Origin of the sequence: Nocardia vermiculata NBRC 100427 (assembly GCF_001613265.1) — a bacterium.
GTDB classification, from domain to species: domain Bacteria; phylum Actinomycetota; class Actinomycetes; order Mycobacteriales; family Mycobacteriaceae; genus Nocardia; species Nocardia vermiculata.
In genome coordinates this window covers 38900-57452 of sequence record NZ_BDCA01000023.1, presented here as the reverse complement: position 1 = coordinate 57452, position 18553 = coordinate 38900, and the positions used below count along the sequence as shown (strand labels likewise).

Sequence of the window (18553 nt, the reverse complement as noted above, 5' to 3'; positions counted from 1 at the left end):
CGCAACCCGCCGGTCGAGCGACTCGAAGGAGCAATTGATGACCGACACGTCCGAAAACGGTGCTTCCTTCGTGCACTACGAGGTGCGCGATCGCTTCGCGGTGCTCACCCTCGATTCACCCCACAACCGCAACGCGCTGTCGTCGAAACTCGTGCACGAACTGCTCGACGGATTGCGCCGGGCCGGCGGGGACGAGCAGGTGCGCGGCATCGTCCTCACCCACACCGGTAATACCTTCTGCGCGGGCGCGGACCTGAAGGAGGCGCTGGACGCCGATCCCGCGGCTGCCGCCGATATCCGCACTGGATGGATGATCGAGGTACTGCAGGGCATAGTCGAACTGCACAAACCGGTGCTTGCGCAGATCGACGGCAATGTCCGAGCCGGGGGGATGGGCATCGTCGGTGCCTGCGACATCGTGGTCGCCGGCCCGTCGAGCACTTTCGCGCTCACCGAGGCGCGGCTCGGCCTGGCACCGTTCATGATCTCGATGACGCTGTTGCCACGGATGACCTCGCGCGCGGCGGCCCGCTACTTCCAGACCGGTGAGACCTTCGACACTGCCGAAGCCGAGCGGATCGGGCTGATCACCGTCGCCGCGGACGATCCGGCCGCCGAGATCGGCCGGCTGTGCGAGGCGCTGCGGAGGGGGTCGCCACAGGGCTTGGCGGAGAGTAAGCGCCTGGTCAACGCCAGTTTGCTCACCGAATTCGAGCGCAGTGCCGAGGAGCTGGCCCGCCGTTCGGGCAGCTTCTTCGGCACTCCGGAGGTGGTGGAGGGGATGACGGCCTTCTTCGAGCGCCGCCCACCGACCTGGGCAGAATAGGGCCCATCATGACCGTGTCGCACGAACCGAAACAGGACCGCAGCCGGGCCACCCGGCAGCGGTTGCTCGAAGCCACCATCGACTGTCTGGCCGAGATGGGCTGGGCGGCCGCCACCGTCGCGGTGGTTGCCGAACGAGCCGGGGTATCGCGCGGTGCGGCGCAACACCATTTCCCCACCCGCGAAGACCTGATCACCGCCGCCCTGGAGTACATGTTCGACGCCCGGATGGCGCAATCCAAGGCCGAAGCCGCCGCCTTACAGGCGGCCGCCGCCGAACCCGTCGCCCACGACCTGGCCCGCACCGAGGCCGTCGTCGCGCAACTGGTCGAGTCCTACACCACCCCCCTGTTCAAGGCCGCACTCCAGGTGTGGACCCACGCCGCCGCGGACCCGGCCCTGCGCGAACGCATCGTCCCCCTGGAAGCTCGCTTCGGCCGAGTTTCCCACCGCCTGGCCGTGGAGGCGCTCGGCGTCGACGACTCCGACCCGACCGCCCACCACCTCGTCCAAGCCACCCTCGACATGGCCCGCGGACTCGGCCTGGCCGACGTCCTCACCGACGACTCGGTCCGTCGCAAACAAATTGTCCACCAGTGGGCAGCCACCCTGCACCTGGGCCTGCACGCCGCCGGCTGAAGAGCGAGGGCCCGATTCGGCCCCGTGGGCAAGCGGACGTGTGCGGCCCGACGCTCACCCTTGCACGGTCGGGCGCAGAGTGATGTCGCCGATTTCGACGTCGTCGGGTTGCTCGATGGCGAAGGCGATGGCGCGGGCCACGGCTTCCGGGGCGATGCCGATCGCCCGCATGGCCTGCTGCGCCTGGGCTCGGAGTTCGGGGTCGTCGACGTGGTCGACCAGCTCGGTGCGGACGAAACCCGGTGAGATGGAGGTGGTGCGGACGACGCCGTCGGTGCATTCCTGACGTAGCGCCTCCAGCAGCGTGCGCACCGCATTCTTGGTGCCGGCGTAGACAGCCTGCGTGGGAACGATTTTCAAGCCGGAAGTCGAAATCGTGGTCACGAAGTGGCCGCGGCCCTGCTGCCGGAACACCGGTAGTGCGGCAGCGATGCCGTGCAGCACGCCACGCAGATTGACGTCGATCATCCGGTCCCAGTCGTCGAGGCCGAGATCCGACATGGGTGCGGTCCGGGCGACCCCGGCGTTGCCGACCAGGACGTCCAGGCGCCCGAATCGGTCCACCGCGGCGGCTACCAATCGTTCGGGGCCGGCCCGTTGCGTGACATCCACCTCGACCATCTCCGCAGTCCCGCCGGTGGCGCGGATCTCCGCCACCACGGCGGCGAGCCGATCGGTGCGCCGGGCGCCCAGCACCACGGCCGCCCCTCGCGCAGCCAACTCCCGCGCGGTGGCCGCCCCGATGCCACTGCTCGCCCCGGTGATCGCGACGACCTTCCCGGTCGGCCCGCCGTTCGTATTCTTCGTCGTCGTCATGGCGTCGACAGTAAGAACCTGGAGTGCACTTCAAGCAAGTGCCGCCGCGGCCTCGTGGTGGTTTCGTGCGGCGGTGTCTCAGCGGCGGGCCGGGTGAGTCGATCTCACTCGGGTTCGTCGAGCTCCAGAACAACCAGCGGCACCGGACGTGTGGTGCGGGACTGGAAGTCGGCCAGCAGTGGGTTGTCGGCCAGCGCCCAGGTGGCGAATTCGTCGTATTCCGCGCCCTCCAGGGCTCGGGCGCGGGCGTGGTGGGTTCGGGTACCGAGCTCCACGGTGACCTGTGGGTTCGCCTTGATGTTGTGATACCAGGCCGGGTACTTGTCTTCGATGAACGAGCTCAGGTACGGGATCTGGTCCCGGTACAGCACTCCGAGTGGGACCACGTGCGCTTTCCCACTGCGTGCGCCCGTGGTGGTGAGCAGCAGCAGGGTGGCACCCTCGTAGGACCCGCCGACCCTGCCGCCGTTCGCCCGGAACTCCTCGATGACCGGATTGTTCCAATTCCGGATGTCTCCGTCGGCTACCGCCTGATTCCACGGTGCATCCGGGTCGTCGTAGGAGGTGATATCGCGCTGGGTTGCCGCCTCGGTTTCGCTCATACAGTGAGTATGCCGAGCAGGTACGACAACTTCGCGCGCGTGAGGTCCGTTCAGCAGTCGGTCTGGAACGGGTAGCAGGCTTGTGACTGCTGCGGGAACAGGCCCGAACTCTGTTGTGGCGCCGGTGCTTCGGCGCCCGCCGGGGTGGTGGGTGCCTTGAACAGCGGGGCTACCGGCATGGGGGCCGCCGGGGGTGCTTCGGCGGTGGAGGGGTCGGCCGGCCGGTCACCGGCATCGCTGTGTGTGGCGGAATCACTGCCGCCGAGGTACCAGACGAAGCAGACGAGTACGGCGGCCAGGGCGCCGAGTACTGCCAGTGCCTGGACCTGGTGACGGGATCGGCGGCGTGCGGTCGCGGGCGCCGCCCACTGTTCTGGTTCCGGCTCGGCAGGCCGTGGGCCGGGCACCGCTCCTGCCCGCGGATCGGGCTCCAACTGCGGTCCGGCCAGTGTGGGGCTGCGGAACGGCAGGACTCGAGAGACACCGTGCGAGCCGGTGCCGGACGGGGATTCGTGCGGTTCGGCGTCGATGCGGTCGGCCGGTGCGGCCTCGGCGAGATGGGTTTCGTCACCGGTGGTCCGAGGATGCGCGGGTTCGTGCCCTGCGATGCCGGAAAGCTTCTCGCCGAGGCGGTGTGGTCCGGCGGTGTCGGACGGTATGCCTGCGTGATCGGCGCTCTCCTCGTCCGCAGGCCGGGGTATCGCGAATCCGGGCGGTATCCCTGCGAGATCCTCGTGCTCGTCGTCTGTCGGCCGCGACGTCGGAGGTCCGGAGAAGGTTGTGGCACCGGCAATCGTGCCGCCCGCCGACGATCCGGACAGAATCTCGTCGCCGGTCGAGGGCGGCGGTGAGAATTCGAAGGATGCGTCGGCGCCGATTTCACCGGTAGGGGCGGGTGCCACGAGCGGCGTATCGGAGGTGAATCCCTCACGCAGCAGGGCGGCACGAAGCGCAGCGGCCTGCTCCGGAATGCGCGCCTGATCCAATCCGGTCGCCGCCAGTACCGCAATCACCAGTTCGACGGTCCACGGATCGTCGCGCACCTGGAATGCCTTGCGGTTGAACCACTGCCACAGCGGCGTGGGTTCGGCGCCGAGCAGCACATCGCGACCGGTGGGCAGCGGTGGCTTGTCGAGTGAGACGCTGGCACCGGGATGCGGTACGACCACGACCAGGCCGTTGACGAACAGTGTGTCGTCGCGCCCGACCACGCGGGCCAGGTTTTTCAGGCCGAACATCGGCTCGCTCACCTGGTCGAGCGGATTGCGGTCGTGTGCGCGCACATGTACCGGGTCGCCGGTGACTCCGGACAGCGACCACCGTCCGTTGCTGCCGCAGAACAGCGTGCCGCCGCTCGGTTCGAGGATGCCCTTCACCTCGATGACCGCGGCGGTGAAGGGAGTGAATACGACGATATCGGCTTCGGTGGTGCGCCGCCGGTGCTGATCGGGAACGTTCAGTCCGGAGATGGCGACACCGGGATTGGTTCCGTAGTCCTGGAGGAATTCGAGCACCTGGCGCTCGGTTCGGGGTTTCCCGGTTTCGGCATTGATGATCAGCATGGTCTACTCCTCGTCCCGACTTCGAGTTGTGGCCCGCTCCGTATATGGTACTGCGCCGCAACGGTTTTCACGATGGGTAAAAGCCGGGAGGTTGCTGTATCACCGAAATGCGCCGGGTGGGCTCAGTTCTCGTGTAACCGCCACAACGGGGAGACCGGTCCGTGTCCGGCCCCGAGATCGTAGGCGGCCTGCAGGCAGCGGGTGGTCCACTCTTTGCCGAAGGCGACCGCCTCCGGCATGTCGTAACCGTGGGCCAGGGCGCAGGCGGTGGAGGCTGCGAGGGTGTCGCCGCCGCCGTGGTCGTTGCCGGTGCTGATCCGGGGGGCGGTGAGCTCGTGGAAGTGCTCGCCGTCGAAGAGTAGATCGGTACTGAACTCGGAGGTTCGCAGATGGCCACCCTTGACGATGGCCCACCGCGCACCGAGCCCGATCAGCGCCTCGGCGGCCCGGCGTGCGGTGTGATCGTCGGTGACCACGATGCCGGTGAGTAGCCGCACCTCGTCCAGATTCGGAGTGACCAGGGTGGCACGCGGGATGAGGACCGAGCGCACCGCCTCCAGCGCCTCGGTGTGCAGCAGCGGATCGCCGTGCATGGACGCCGCCACCGGGTCGACCACCAGCGGAATCGGCCCGTCGCCACCGATACCCACCTCACCGCAGACCTGCGCGACCGCCTCGATGATCGCGGTCGAGGCGAGCATCCCGGTCTTGGCGGCACTCACCCCGATATCGCCGACCACCGACCGCACCTGGTCGGCGACGGTTTCCGGCGGTATCTCGTGAAATCCGCTGACTCCCACCGAATTCTGTACGGTCACCGCGGCGACCGCCACGCAGGCATGGACACCGAGCAATGCCATGGTCCGCGAGTCGGCCTGGATACCGGCCCCGCCTCCGGAGTCGGTACCGGCGATCGTCAACACCCGGATCGGGGTATCCCCCACCTCCGGAACAGGCAGCAATTTCACCACTGAACCCTACGACGAGCGGTGCGGAGGATGCGGACGGGTCACAGCTGCGCGAAGAGCGCCCGGGTATCAGCCGCCGGCACCTCGGGTGCCCCGTGCGCGGCGCAATGCGGGCCGGAGCTGCAGGCCGTCGCGCCCTCCGGTGAATACGCCGGCGGGGACGGTTGCTCAATGTCGTCCGCCGACCCAGCGGGTGAGTGCGGTGCCCAGGCCGGTCGCGTCGGAATCGTTGCAGGCCCAGCCGATGTATCCGTCCGGCCGGACGAGAACCTGGGCAGGTGCGGCGACGGGACCGATGCCCGGGGCGATCCATTCGCCGTCCGGATCCTCGGCGCAGACGAGGTCGACCCGATCCTTCCACGGGCCGATATCGGGCACGCCGGCATTGTTGCGTACCAGCAGGACCGGTCGTCCGGCACGAAGGAGTTCGTACATGCGGGCCGGGCGCCCCTCGACGGTGAGGGCGATGTCCGGGATACGCCGGCCGGTCATCGGGTGATCGCCCACGCCGTCGTACCGGATATCGAGTGCGGTGATCATGAGTCCGAGACGGTGCCGTACTTCGTCGACGCCGATCAGCTCGGCCATCGTGTCCCGCAAGGCGTCCATATGCTCACCCGGTCGTTGCACTGCGGTCTGAGCCCGAGTGTTGCGCAGTACCCGCGCCGCGACGGGGTGCCGTTCCGATTCATAGCTGTCCAGCAGCTCCTCGGCGGCGTCGCCGCGTAGCACGGCTGCGAGCTTCCAGCCCAGGTTGACCGCATCCTGCAGACCCAGATTCTGCCCCTGTCCACCGGCCGGATAGTGAATATGGGCGGAGTCGCCGGCCAGGAAGACCCGGCCGGAGCGGTAGCGGTCCGCCTGCCGGGCGGCGTCGCTGTAATGGGTGACCCAGCGTGGGCTGTGCATCCCGTAGTCGGTTCCCGCGAGTTCGGTGAATGCAGCCCGGAACTGCTCGAAGGTCAGTTCCGAACCGCGCGGCAGCACTCGATCGTGACACTGTGCCATCAGGCGATACCACCCGGGCTCGAACTGGATGACCGAGAAGTCACCCACCGCGGCGCGCTTCCCGAAGAATCCTGCGGTGGGTGGTTCGGCGAGTTCCACGTCGGCGAGCATGCCGGTCACTGTCGCCTCCGTGCCGTCGAAACCGATCCCGGCCAGCTTGCGGACGCTACTGCGCCCACCGTCGCAGCCCACGAGGTACCGAGCGTGAATCTGCCGGGGACGAACGCCACCGACCTGAACCAGCACGCCGTCCTCGTCGGCCCGGTAACCGGTCACCGGCGAGTCCCAGTGCACGGGGGCTCCCGAAGCTGCCGCCGCGGACTCCAATTCGGCTTCGATCCGGGACTGCAGGAGGCCGAGGGTGAACGGGTACCTGGTCGGGAAATCCCCGAAATCCAGCGGTATCCCACCGAAGTGCCCGGCGTCGATGCGGAGCCCCTGAGCCAGCATGTTCTCGAGCAGTCCGCGCTGGTCGAGTAGTTCCATGGACCGCGCGTGGATACCTCCGGCCCGCGACTCACCGGTGCGGCCGGGGAGTGCGTCCAGCAGTTCCACTTCGACCCCGGCCAGCCGTAGCTCGTACGCGAGCATCAGGCCGGTGGGTCCGCTACCTGCGACAACTACTTCCGTCTTCGACACGATCGCTCCTTAACAACGTTAAATCCTTAACGTTGTTAAGGACACCAGAACATTGTTAAAGTGTCAAGGGAAAGGAGGTGCGATGAAACTCGATCCCGAGGTCATCGCCGCTGCGGCCCTGGACCTGCTCGACCGGACGGGGCTCGACGGGTTGACCATGCGCAAGGTCGCGGCGGCGCTGGACGTGCAGGCGCCCGCGCTCTACTGGCATGTGAAGAACAAGCGGGAACTGCTGGACGTGATGGCGCGGGCGGTATTCGTGGAGGCCGTCGCCGGGGTCGAAGCGCCGCGTCAGGGGGTGTCGTGGCAGGACTGGACAGCCGAACTCTCCGGTCGGCTACGTACCGCGATGTTGCGGCATCGCGATGGCGGTCGCCTCCTCGCCGGAACCAATGTGAGCGACGAATCCATGTGGCGGGTCATCGAATTGACGCTGCGCACCTTGGAGGATGCCGGCTTCACGCTGACCGAGGCAGCCCGCGTCTTTCCGGTCCTGCTGCACTACACCATCGGTTTCGTCATCGAGGAGCAGGCGCGCACCGGCGTGGATTACGGTCCCGACAACCCCTACACACAGCTGGCGGGCGTGGTCGACGCCGAACGCTTTCCTCGCACGGCGCAGCTGGTCTCGGTGCAGGTGGCTGCGGAACCGGATATCGAGTTCGACCACGGCATGCGGGTCATACTCGCGGGGATCGGCGCGCTCGTGGCGACCGATTGAGCGGTTCTGCCGCGCCGGTGCCCACCGTGGCGGCGGGGGCACCGGCGCAAGCAGCGCAACAGCTTTCGCTGCTACGGATGGATCCGGCCGCACCGGTCGATGCAGCCGGCGGCAGGTGGTCGCCTAGGAAACGACGGGCAGGTAGACCTGGTTGCCCGCCTCGGCGAACTCCGCGGACTTCTCGGCCATACCGGCCTCGATCGCGTCCACATCGGTGAAGCCGTGCTTCTCGGCGTACTCCCGTACATCGGCCGAGATACGCATCGAGCAGAACTTCGGTCCGCACATCGAGCAGAAGTGCGCGGTCTTGGCCGGCTCGGCGGGCAGCGTTTCGTCGTGGTACTCCCGCGCGGTGTCGGGGTCCAGTGAGAGCGCGAACTGGTCGTGCCAACGGAATTCGAAGCGCGCCTTGGACAGTGCGTCGTCGCGCTCCTGCGCCCGGGGGTGGCCCTTGGCGAGATCGGCGGAATGGGCGGCGATCTTGTAGGTGATCACGCCGGTCTTCACATCGTCGCGATTGGGCAGGCCCAGATGTTCCTTCGGGGTGACGTAGCACAGCATCGCCGTCCCGGCCTGCGCGATGATCGCGGCACCGATCGCGGAGGTGATGTGGTCGTAGGCCGGTGCGATATCGGTGGCCAGCGGTCCGAGGGTGTAGAACGGTGCTTCTTCACACCATTCCTCTTCCAGCCGCACATTCTCCACGATCTTGTGCATCGGCACGTGGCCTGGCCCTTCGATCATCACCTGCACGCCACGGGCTTTCGCGATCTTGGTCAGCTCGCCGAGGGTGCGCAGCTCCGCGAGCTGTGCCTCGTCGTTGGCATCCGCGATCGAGCCTGGGCGCAGCCCGTCACCGAGGGAAAAAGTGATGTCGTAGCGCGCCAGAATGTCGCACAGCTCCGCGAAATTCGTGTACAAGAACGATTCCCGATGGTGGGCCAGGCACCAGGCCGCCATGATCGAACCACCACGGGACACGATGCCGGTGACCCGCTTGGCCGTCAGCGGCACATAGCGCAGCAGCACACCCGCGTGCACGGTCATGTAGTCGACGCCCTGCTCGGCCTGTTCGATGATGGTGTCGCGGTAGAGCTCCCAGGTGAGCGCCGTCGGATCGCCGTTCACCTTCTCCAGCGCCTGATAGATCGGCACCGTACCCACCGGCACCGGCGAGTTCCGCAGGATCCACTCGCGCGTCTCGTGAATGTTCTTGCCGGTCGACAGGTCCATGATGGTGTCGGCACCCCAGCGGGTGGCCCACACCATCTTCTCCACCTCCTCGGCGATCGACGAGGTCACCGCCGAGTTGCCGATATTGGCGTTGATCTTCACCGCGAACTTCTTGCCGATGATCATCGGCTCGGATTCGGGGTGGTTGTGGTTCGCCGGAATCACCGCGCGGCCGGCGGCGACCTCGTCGCGCACGAGTTCGGCGGAAACATCCTCGCGGGCAGCGATATACCGCATCTCCGCGGTGATCAGCCCGGCGCGAGCCCAGGCCAGCTGGGTGCGTGGGCCCTCGATATCGGGCTTGCTCCACTCGTCGCGCAGTTTCGGCAGGCCGGCATCCAGGTCGATCGTCGCCGCATCATCGGTGTACGGACCGGAGGTGTCGTAGACGTCGAAATGTTCGCCGTTGGTGAGGTTGATGCGGCGAACGGGAATGCGCAGGGCCGTGCCATCGGCATCGACCTGCTCGTAATGCTTGGTGCTGCCCGCGATCGGGCCGGTGGTGACATGGTTCGACGACATGCTGAAGTCAATCCTCCCTACGCCGGCATTACCCGGTCAGGTTCATACGGTCGACGGCCCTGACGCGCCCGAAAGTGGGCTAGCCGTCCTCTCAGCCCGCTGGTGCGAGCCCCCGTTGGCGTGATTCGTTACCGGCCCGACCCTACTCGGCACCCCCGCTGTGAGGCCAGACTTGCCCCGTCATCGTCCGGAATTGCCGCTTCGACGGGCTTGTCGGATTGTCGACCTCGAGCGTGCGACCATCGGTTGATGAATCGTCTCACCGTGTTGACCGCGATAGCTGCCCTCGCGCTGTTCGGGTCGGCGTGTTCCGACGACACGTCCACCACCGATACGACCACGACGCAGTCGACGACAGCCGCCCCGACGACCTCGGAAACCAGCTCGGCGAAGCCGACGGCCGAATCCGAAACCGCTGTGCCGCAGAATAATTCCGGACAACACCAGAACTCGCCCGGTGATCCGCAATCACCCGAACCGTGCGACGGGACGATCTGCACCAACCCGAATCACGGTGCCGGGCCGAATCCGGAGGAGAACGGCGGCCAGGTGATGCCGAACCCGAACGGGGACGGTTCGGTGGTCCCCTGTGAGGGGACGATCTGCACGAATCCGAATCACGGTGCCGGCCCGAATCCGGAGGAGAACGGCGGCACCATGATGGAGAACCCGAACGGTGACGGGTCGATGGTTCCCTGTGAGGGGACGATCTGCACGAATCCGAATCACGGCGCGGGGCCGAATCCGGAGGAGAACGGCGGCGAATAGCCGGCACGGACCGGTTCCGTTCGCGGCGATGTGAACGGCACCGGTCCGGAGCGACCCTGCACGGGAGGGGTGCCGTTCAGCCTCCGATGCCGCAACTGCGGGGATACGTGCCGGTGACGTACCACTGGACGGCGAACAGCAGCGGGTCGTAGTTACCGACGCAGTTCGGCGGCATCTGCGGTAGCAGATCGGCAGAACCCGATGCCGAGCCCGACGACGCGATTGCCGGGGCGGCGCCGGCCGTCGTGGCAGTCAGGACGCTCATCGGTGCGGCGGCGGCGACAGCAAGTGCTGCCGCGGCAAGAATGCGCTTCACGTGGGGCTACCTCTCTGAACCGGTATCGGGCATCACGCTAGCGCGAGGGCACAGCGCCGAGTAGCCCCGCGTTCTCGGGGCCTGTGAGCCTGCCTCAGGCCGAACGCAGGGCCCGGTAGACAGCGGCCCCGACGAAGGCGCCCAGATCGTGTGGCGTCCACTGGCCGTCTTCCGCGATCAGGGTGCGGACAGCGCCCTCACCTGCGGAAACCCAGAGCTCGACGAGGACCGGCAGCTTACGTTCGGCGTCGGTGATGTTCCACGCTTGCAGGGTGGGACGCAGCCGCCGGGTGCAACGTTCGAGGGCGAGGGTGCGCCCCCGATCGAACGAACCGGCCACCGCCGGGTCCGGATTGCCGTACAGCAGCTTCCAGGTGTCCGGGCGCTTGGCGACCGTTTCCAGAAGTGCGCGGAAACCCTCGACGAAGACCTCCTCGTCCGCCTCGACCTGCCGCGGTGGCAGCGCGTCGAGAATGCCGGCCCGCAACATGCTCTCCTCACGCTGCAGGAGTGCGTTGAGGAGTTCGACCCGATCGGCGAAGCAGGCGTAGATCACCGGCCGGGTCACACCGAGTTTCTCGGCGACGGCGGCGACCGTGACTGCTGCGATGCCCTCGTCGGCCGCGATGCGCAGTGCCGCGTCCAGAACGTGCGGGCGTCGGCGTTCGGGGCCGAGATGCTGGGCTCGTTGTCGCGGGCGCACCGCGGATTCCGAAGCCATGCCGATCAAGATAGCAGCGGCCACCGGCGGATTTCCGGGCCGCGCGGATCCGGCCCGGGCAGAAGCTGGTGTTGCGCTCATATATCGAATGCGAGCATATTCCTGGCGAATTCCGCAGAACCGTTGGAGGATTGTGGAATGTGAATAGCGGATGGGGTTCGGTGCCGGTAAGTTATTCGTAGTTCTCTAGGTACAGCCCACTTACGCTTGCGTAAGTAAACGCCGGTACGGCAACCTCCCACTGATAACACCAGACGATGGCGAGGAGGCCGGTGGCGTGTCGCACTACATGGCGAACCTTCGGGATATCGAGTTCAACTTGTTCGAGGTATTGCAGATCGGTGCGCTTCTGGAGGCCGGCGCCTACGGAGATCTGGATACCGACACCGCACGCGGAATGCTGACCGAGGTACTGCGGTTGGCCGAAGGGCCGGTGGCTGATTCGTTCGTCGACAGCGACCGCAACCCCATCGCATTCGATCCCTCCCGGCACGAGGTCACCGTGCCCGATCCGCTGCGCAAGACGGTCGCCGCGATCAACGAGGCAGGGTGGTCCGGCCTCGGTATGCCCGAGGACATGGGCGGCGTCGACGCACCGTCCCCGCTGATCTGGGCGACGCAGGAAATGCTCGTATCGGCCAACAGTTCCGCCGCGTTCTTCAATATGGGTCCGCTCATGCACGAGGTGGTGTTCCGGGAGGGCACCGAGGAACAGCAACGCTGGGCCACGCACGCCTGGGAGAACCGCTGGGGCGGAACAATGGTGCTCACCGAGCCCGACGCCGGCTCCGATGTGGGTATGGGACGCACCAAAGCGGTGCAACAGCCCGACGGCAGCTGGCATATCGAGGGCGTGAAGCGATTCATCTCCGGTGGTGACGTCGGCGACACCGCCGACAACATCTTCCACCTCACCCTGGCCCGGCCCGAGGGCGCCGGTCCGGGCACCAAGGGGCTGTCGCTGTTCCTGGTGCCGAAATATCTCTTCGACACGCAGACAATGGCTCTGGGCGAACGCAACGGCGTGCTCGTCACCAATCTCGAACACAAGATGGGGATCAAATCCTCACCCACGTGCGAGCTGACCTACGGCGGCGAGACACCTGCCGTCGGCTACCTGGTCGGCGAGGTGCACAACGGTATCGCGCAGATGTTCAAGGTGATCGAGAACGCCCGCATGATGGTCGGCGTGCTGTCGGCGGGAACCCTGTCCACCGGATATCTGAATGCGCTGGAGTACGCGAAAACTCGTGTACAAGGCGCGGATATGACACAGATGACCGACAAGACCGCGCCCCGCGTCACCATCACCCACCATCCCGATATCCGGCGCAGTCTCACCCTGCAGAAGGCCTACGCCGAGGGTCTGCGCGCACTGTATCTCTACACCTCCGCATATCAGAGTGCCGATGTGGCGCAGGCCAATTTCGGTGCCGACGCCGAGCTGGCGGCGAAGGTGAACGATCTGCTGCTGCCGATCGTCAAGGGGGTGGGTTCCGAGCGCGCCTACGAAATCCTCACCGAGACACTGCAGACCTTCGGCGGTTCCGGCTATCTGCAGGACTATCCGATCGAGCAGTACATCCGCGATGTGAAGATCGACTCGCTCTACGAGGGCACCACCGCCATCCAGGCGCAGGACTTCTTCTTCCGCAAGATCGTTCGCGACAAGGGCGCCGCACTGGGACATGTCACCGGACTGGTGCAGCAGTTCGTCGACAGCGAGCCCGGCGTGCTGCAGGCGGAGAAGGCACTGCTGGGCGCCGCATCGGCCGATGTGCAGGCGATGGCCGCAGCCCTGACCGGTTATCTGATGGCCGCGCAGCAGAATCCGGAGGAGATCTACAAGGTGGGTCTCGGATCGGTGCGCTTCTTGCATGCCGTCGGAGATCTCGTCATCGCATGGCGGCTGCTGGTGCAGGCGCAGATCGCACAAGCGGCGCTCGCCGGAACGCCCTCGGAGTCCGATCGGCTGTTCTACACCGGAAAGATCAGCGCAGCATCATGGTTCGCCAAGAACCAGCTGCCGTTGCTGACCGGGGTGCGGACCGTGCTGGAGAACCTCGACAACGACATCATGGAGCTGGACGAAAGCGCCTTCTAGACGAAGGTGTCGCACCCCACCACGGCCGGCCGGGAAATCCCGGTCGGCCGTGCGCTTTTCGGAGTACAACTGTCGGCATGGTGTTTCCGATGGCATTCGGCTGGCTCCAGGTGGTGCTGGCGGTGCTGTTCCTGGTGGCGATCGCACTGCTCGTCACCGCCGTGGTGCGGGCGCGTAAAGCAGGTTGGCGCAGGCATATCGGGCGCGGCGCCGGCGGGCTGGTCGTCCTGCTGGTAGCCGTGGTGCTGCTGTGGGCGGTCACGCTGTTGCAGACCTACTTGGGCCTGACCGGCGAGATCAAGGCGGCCCACGTGGTCGCTCGCAGCGTGGCGGGCAGTGACCATACCCTCGATGTCGAACTCACGCTCTACGGCGACGGCAATCACGACGAGATCCACCGGACCTACCGGATCGACGGCGATATGTGGGTATTGCAGGCCGATATCGTCGAACTCGAGCCGTGGGTCAATGCCCTCGGCTTCCACTCCGGCTACAAGGTGACCAGGCTGTACGGCCAGCGGCTCGACGGTGAGCCGGTCCAGCAGCATCAGACCATGCTCAACGGTGGCGACGGCGACTTCTTCACCGATATGCGCGACGGCAGCTGGTTCACCACGCCGTTCATCCGCTCCGCCTACGGCAACGCGGTGATAGCGACTCCCGGAACCTACGACGTCTACATCTCCGACGACGCGATCAAGACCCGCCAGAGCTGAGCGACGCATCGACGCGACCCGCAGCAGTCGCCGAACCCGAGGTAGCCCTCAGCCGAACTCCACGACCACGGGCGCGTGGTCGGAAGCACCCTTGCCCTTGCGTTCCTCGCGATCCACTCCGGCGTCGGTGGCCCGCGCGGCCAGGGCCGGGGAGGCGAGCACGAAATCGATCCGCATTCCCTCCTTACGTGGGAAGCGCAGCTGGGTGTAGTCCCAGTAGGTGTACACGCCGGGCCCCGGTGCGAACGGTCGCATCACATCGGTGAATCCGGCGTCCACCACCGCCTGGAAGGCCGCACGTTCGGGTGCGGAGACGTGGGTCTTGTTCTCGAAGAACTCCGGTGACCACACATCGTCGTCGGTGGGCGCGACATTCCAGTCACCGCACAGGGCGATCTGTGCGGACGGGTCCTCCCGCAACCGGGCCGCGCCGCAATCACGCAGTGCGGCAAGCCAGTCCAGCTTGTAGGTGTAGTGCGGATCGGTGAGCGAACGGCCGTTGGGGACGTACAGGCTCCACACCCGCACCCCGCCGCAGGTCGCGCCGATCGCGCGCGCCTCCACCACCGGCGCGCTCAGCAGTGCGGTATCGGCTTCCTTGTCGAATCCGGGCTGGCCCGGAAAACCGACCTCGACCTCGTCGATCCCGATCCGCGAGGCGATCGCGACCCCGTTCCACTGGCTGAATCCGGTGTGCACGATCTCGTAGCCGGCGGCCTCGAACTTTTCGGCCGGGAACTGCTCGTCCCGGCATTTGGTCTCCTGGATCGCCAGGACGTCGATATCGGCCCGGTCCAGCCATGACAGCACCCGATCCACTCGCGTCCGGATCGAGTTCACATTCCACGTGGCCAGCCTCATGTCACCGGAGACTAGCCGTGCAGCCGGGGCGAATCCCCGGCAGGTGGTGCCTCCTCCCAGCAAGCTCACAGCCGGGGCGCAGCGGTACCCAAGCCAAGGATCCGACAGTGGGCTCATGTCCGAGCCAGCTACGGCAGTTCAGGCGGCCACCGCCCCCGAATCGATACGCACCCCCGTGCTCGAGATCGTTGTTCCGGTGTACAACGAGGAACGCGATCTGGCCGACTGTGTGCGCCGCCTCCATGCTTTCCTGGGCACAGGATTCCCGTTCTCGACGCGAATCACGGTGGCCGACAACGCGTCCACCGATTCCACGCTGGCTATCGCACGCGCGCTCGCCGACGAGTTGCCTGAGGTCGAGGTGATGCACCTGGACCGCAAGGGCCGAGGTCGTGCGCTGCGGGCGGTGTGGGCGGACTCCGCCGCCGAGGTCGTCGCCTATATGGATGTCGACCTGTCGACCGACCTCAACGCGCTGCTGCCGTTGGTGGCGCCGTTGGTCTCGGGCCACTCGGATCTGGCGATCGGTACCCGGCTGGCCAAATCGTCGCGGGTGGTTCGCGGGCCGAAACGCGAGTTCATTTCGCGCTGCTACAACCTGATCCTGCGGGCGTCGCTGCAGGCACACTTCTCCGATGCGCAATGCGGATTCAAGGCGATGCGCACCGAAGTGGCGCGACAGGTACTGCCGCTGGTCGAGGATGGCGAATGGTTCTTCGACACCGAACTGCTGGTACTCGCCGAACGGGCCGGGCTGCGGATCCACGAGGTGCCGGTCGACTGGATCGACGATCCGGACAGTCGTGTCGATATCGTCGATACCGCGCGCAAGGATCTGCTCGGGGTATGGCGCGTGGGGCGCGGGCTGACCACCGGGACGCTGCCGATCAATCAGTTGCGGGCCGCGATCGGCCGGGAACCGCTCGTGGACGGCGTTCCACTGGGGATGGTCGGCCAGCTGGTGCGGTTCGGGATCATCGGTGCGGCATCGACGGTGGCCTACCTGCTGATATACCTGCTGCTGCAGACCGTGATCGGCGCCCAGCCGGCGAACTTCGCGGCATTGCTGATCACTGCCGTCGCCAATACCGCGGCCAACCGCGCGTTCACCTTCGGCGTGCGCGGTTCGAGCAGCGTGGTTTCGCACCATTTCCAGGGGCTGCTGATTTTCTGCTGCGCCTGGGTGCTCACCAGCGGCTCACTGTTCGCGCTGCACCGGTGGGCTCCGGACACGTCGTTGCATGTCGAGTTGTTCGTGCTCGTCGTCGCGAATCTGGTGGCGACGCTGTGCCGGTTCGTGGGGTTGCGGTGGGTATTTCGTAATGCGGTTTCCGGCACCGTTCCCGGCGAAGCGGAGACCAGATGACCACCACACTGGAGCGACCCACCGCCGCATCGGACGATATTCCGGCGCGGCGTCGGAACTGGGAGTATCCCGCACTGGCCGTGCTGCTACTCGGCACGGCCGCCGCCTATTTGTGGAATCTCAGTGCCAACGGGTGGGCGAACGCCTTCTATTCCGCTGCGGCCCAAGCCGGTTCGGTGTCGTGGAAGGCGTTCCTCTTCGGTTCCTCGGATGCCTCCAACGCGATCACCGTGGACAAGACTCCCGCCGCCCTGTGGTCGATGGACATCGCGGTCCGAGCCTTCGGGCTGTCCAGTTGGAGTCTGCTGGTTCCACAGGTGCTCATGGGGGTGGCTGCAGTCGCCCTGCTGTGGGCGACCGTGCGGCGTCCGTTCGGGCCGGTGGCAGGTCTGCTCGCTGGTGCGGTGCTGGCGGTAACCCCCGTGGCCGCCTTGATGTTCCGGTTCAACAATCCGGATGCGCTACTGGTGCTATTGATGGTCGCCGCCTGCTGGGCGATGACTCGGGCAAACGAAGACGGACGCCTGCGGTGGCTGATCCTGTGTGGAACGTTCATCGGGTTCGGTTTCCTCACCAAGCAACTGCAGGTGCTGCTGGTGGTTCCGCCGCTGGCCGCCACCTACCTGCTGGCCGGTCCGCCACGGCTCGGGAAGCGGGTCGCGCATTTGTTCGCCGCGGCCGTCGCGATGATCGCGGGCGCCGGCTGGTGGATTCTGATCGCCGAATTGTGGGCCCCGGATTCGAGGCCCTATTTCGGTGGCTCGACCCGCAATTCGATCATCGAGCTGACCCTCGGGTACAACGGTCTGGGCCGGCTCAACGGTGACGAGGTCGGAAGCGTTACCCCCGGACGGGGCCCGGATACCGCGAGTATGTGGGGTCGATCCGGCATCGGGCGGATGTTCGATCCAGCGCAGGGCGGTCAGATCGCCTGGTTGATTCCCGCCGCATTGATCCTGCTCGTCGCCGGAACAGTGCTGTGCGGCAGGGCAACCCGGACCGATGCACGGCGCGCCGCGTTCGTGATGTGGGGTGGGTGGTTGCTGGTGACGGGGCTCGTCTTCAGCTATATGAAAGGCATCTTCCATCAGTACTACACGGTCGCGCTCGCACCGGCGATTGCCGCGCTGGTCGGTGCGGGTGCGGTCGTGCTGTGGAAGCAGCGCGAACGATTGTGGGTCCGGCTCGTCGCGGCGGTTGCCCTGGCAGCAACCACGGCAACCGCGTGGATTCTCTTGTCGCGCAGCCTCGATTTCGTGCCCTGGCTGCGTTGGCTGGTTCTCGTCGGCGGGGTCGCGGTCGCGCTCGCGTTGCTGATTCCGGCACCGCGCCGCGTCGCACTGACAATCGCGGTCGCGGCCGGTGCGATCGCGCTCGCGGGACCGGTTGCCTACACCGCCTACACCCTGGATTCCGCGCAGTCGGGAGCAATTCCGAATGCCGGGCCCCGAATGCCGATGTCGTTCGGTCACGGAATGCACCCACCGGGCGGACCGTTCGGACCGGGAGCTGTCGGCGGCGCGGGCCGGGGAACCGGCGGCGGTGGTCCGGCGCCGGACGGTACTGGCCCGGGCGGCCGCGACGCTCCCGGCGGCAACTTCATGAAGGCCAGCGCGCCGAGTGACGAGATGACCGCACTGCTGCTGGGCGACGCCCACGCCTACCGCTGGACCGCGGCCACCGTGAGCTCCAACCGTGCCGCCGGTTATCAGCTCGCCACCGAGCTACCGGTGATGGCGGTCGGCGGATTCAACGGTACCGACCCCTATCCGACCCTGGACCAGTTCCGCGAGTACGTGGCGGCAGGCGACATCCACTACTTCATCGCCGGCGGCGACAAAGGACCTGGCGGAACTTCGCAGGACACGACCGCTGCGGCGATCACCCGATGGGTCGAACAGAACTTCACCGGTGAGCAGGTCGATGGCGTTACGGTTTACGACCTGACCACCACAGCGTGACCCCGAGAGACGACGATGCCCGTTCCACCTAGGTGGAACGGGCATCATCACATGTGTAGCCCCGACGGGATTTGAACCCGCGCTACCGCCTTGAGAGGGCGGCGTCCTAGGCCGCTAGACGACGGGGCCAGGACTTTCCACTCCGAAAACCCGGAGCTCGAATAGCTTAGCTGCCGGGCCAGTGGGCGCCAAATCCGGTGCTCAC

The 18553-nt window shown here is 66.5% G+C and carries 17 protein-coding genes and 1 tRNA gene; 8 read left to right on the top strand and 10 right to left on the bottom strand.

Annotated features, from left to right (window positions below; genetic code table 11):
- Nucleotides 1–37 precede the first annotated feature (37 nt).
- Nucleotides 38–826 (top strand): enoyl-CoA hydratase family protein, encoded by a 789-nt coding sequence (locus tag NV2_RS22705; RefSeq protein ID WP_067878036.1) that lies wholly within the window; start codon nucleotides 38–40, stop codon nucleotides 824–826.
- 8 nt (nucleotides 827–834) lie between these two features.
- Nucleotides 835–1464, top strand: coding sequence for a TetR family transcriptional regulator (locus NV2_RS22700; protein ID WP_174550624.1), 630 nt, complete (start codon nucleotides 835–837; stop codon nucleotides 1462–1464).
- A gap of 54 nt (nucleotides 1465–1518) precedes the next feature.
- On the opposite strand, the gene NV2_RS22695 is transcribed toward NV2_RS22700, so the two are convergent.
- The 5 genes from NV2_RS22695 to NV2_RS22675 all read right to left on the bottom strand — a co-directional run bounded on the left by NV2_RS22695 (nucleotide 1519) and on the right by NV2_RS22675 (nucleotide 7059).
- Nucleotides 1519–2280 carry an SDR family oxidoreductase gene (locus NV2_RS22695; protein WP_067878034.1) on the bottom strand — a complete coding sequence of 254 codons (762 nt, stop codon included), beginning with the start codon at nucleotides 2278–2280 and terminating at the stop codon, nucleotides 1519–1521.
- Nucleotides 2281–2384: 104 nt separating this feature from the next.
- Entirely contained in the window at nucleotides 2385–2882 is a 498-nt protein-coding gene (locus NV2_RS22690; protein WP_067878032.1) for a nitroreductase/quinone reductase family protein, read from the bottom strand.
- 50 nt (nucleotides 2883–2932) lie between these two features.
- Nucleotides 2933–4444 carry an NERD domain-containing protein gene (locus NV2_RS22685; protein ID WP_067878029.1) on the bottom strand — a complete coding sequence of 504 codons (1512 nt, stop codon included), beginning with the start codon at nucleotides 4442–4444 and terminating at the stop codon, nucleotides 2933–2935.
- 122 nt (nucleotides 4445–4566) lie between these two features.
- Nucleotides 4567–5412: a bifunctional hydroxymethylpyrimidine kinase/phosphomethylpyrimidine kinase gene (thiD, locus tag NV2_RS22680; protein ID WP_067878026.1), complete on the bottom strand. Its 846-nt coding sequence runs from the start codon at nucleotides 5410–5412 to the stop codon at nucleotides 4567–4569.
- 168 nt (nucleotides 5413–5580) lie between these two features.
- Entirely contained in the window at nucleotides 5581–7059 is a 1479-nt protein-coding gene (locus tag NV2_RS22675; protein WP_084475296.1) for an FAD-dependent monooxygenase, read from the bottom strand.
- An 82-nt stretch (nucleotides 7060–7141) separates the two neighbouring features.
- Here NV2_RS22675 and NV2_RS22670 point away from each other — a divergent pair, with 82 nt between their 5' ends.
- Nucleotides 7142–7780: a TetR/AcrR family transcriptional regulator C-terminal domain-containing protein gene (locus tag NV2_RS22670; RefSeq protein ID WP_067878020.1), complete on the top strand. Its 639-nt coding sequence runs from the start codon at nucleotides 7142–7144 to the stop codon at nucleotides 7778–7780.
- Nucleotides 7781–7903: 123 nt separating this feature from the next.
- On the opposite strand, the gene thiC is transcribed toward NV2_RS22670, so the two are convergent.
- Nucleotides 7904–9535: a phosphomethylpyrimidine synthase ThiC gene (thiC, locus tag NV2_RS22665; RefSeq protein ID WP_067878151.1), complete on the bottom strand. Its 1632-nt coding sequence runs from the start codon at nucleotides 9533–9535 to the stop codon at nucleotides 7904–7906.
- Between the two features lie 249 nt (nucleotides 9536–9784).
- Between thiC and NV2_RS22660 the strand changes: the two genes are divergently transcribed.
- A complete protein-coding gene (locus tag NV2_RS22660; protein ID WP_245662741.1) occupies nucleotides 9785–10303 on the top strand; it encodes a hypothetical protein in 519 nt (172 codons plus the stop codon).
- A gap of 76 nt (nucleotides 10304–10379) precedes the next feature.
- Here NV2_RS22660 and NV2_RS22655 read toward each other — a convergent pair whose 3' ends face one another.
- Together NV2_RS22655 and NV2_RS22650 are read right to left on the bottom strand one after the other, a co-directional pair.
- Nucleotides 10380–10619, bottom strand: coding sequence for a hypothetical protein (locus NV2_RS22655; RefSeq protein ID WP_067878017.1), 240 nt, complete (start codon nucleotides 10617–10619; stop codon nucleotides 10380–10382).
- Between the two features lie 94 nt (nucleotides 10620–10713).
- Complete coding sequence (locus NV2_RS22650; RefSeq protein WP_067878014.1) at nucleotides 10714–11340, bottom strand: TetR/AcrR family transcriptional regulator; 627 nt, start codon at nucleotides 11338–11340, stop codon at nucleotides 10714–10716.
- A gap of 277 nt (nucleotides 11341–11617) precedes the next feature.
- On the opposite strand from NV2_RS22650, the gene NV2_RS22645 reads away from it, so the two are divergent.
- Both NV2_RS22645 and NV2_RS22640 read left to right on the top strand, forming a co-directional pair.
- Nucleotides 11618–13444, top strand: a complete 1827-nt coding sequence (locus NV2_RS22645) for an acyl-CoA dehydrogenase (RefSeq protein ID WP_067878012.1) — start codon at nucleotides 11618–11620, stop codon at nucleotides 13442–13444.
- Nucleotides 13445–13521: 77 nt separating this feature from the next.
- The gene (locus tag NV2_RS22640) at nucleotides 13522–14160 is read left to right on the top strand and encodes a hypothetical protein (RefSeq protein ID WP_067878009.1); all 639 of its coding nucleotides are present in this window, start codon (nucleotides 13522–13524) and stop codon (nucleotides 14158–14160) included.
- A 48-nt stretch (nucleotides 14161–14208) separates the two neighbouring features.
- Here NV2_RS22640 and NV2_RS22635 read toward each other — a convergent pair whose 3' ends face one another.
- The gene (locus tag NV2_RS22635; RefSeq protein WP_067878008.1) at nucleotides 14209–15021 is read right to left on the bottom strand and encodes an exodeoxyribonuclease III; all 813 of its coding nucleotides are present in this window, start codon (nucleotides 15019–15021) and stop codon (nucleotides 14209–14211) included.
- Between the two features lie 115 nt (nucleotides 15022–15136).
- On the opposite strand from NV2_RS22635, the gene NV2_RS22630 reads away from it, so the two are divergent.
- Complete coding sequence (locus NV2_RS22630) at nucleotides 15137–16387, top strand: bifunctional glycosyltransferase family 2/GtrA family protein (RefSeq protein ID WP_067878005.1); 1251 nt, start codon at nucleotides 15137–15139, stop codon at nucleotides 16385–16387.
- Nucleotides 16384–18348 carry a glycosyltransferase family 39 protein gene (locus NV2_RS22625; protein WP_067878002.1) on the top strand — a complete coding sequence of 655 codons (1965 nt, stop codon included), beginning with the start codon at nucleotides 16384–16386 and terminating at the stop codon, nucleotides 18346–18348. The genes NV2_RS22630 and NV2_RS22625 overlap by 4 nt, the downstream gene beginning before the upstream one ends.
- A 56-nt stretch (nucleotides 18349–18404) precedes the next feature.
- Here the strand turns inward: NV2_RS22625 and NV2_RS22620 are convergent.
- Nucleotides 18405–18477 (bottom strand) — tRNA-Glu (locus tag NV2_RS22620).
- Nucleotides 18478–18553 lie beyond the last annotated feature (76 nt).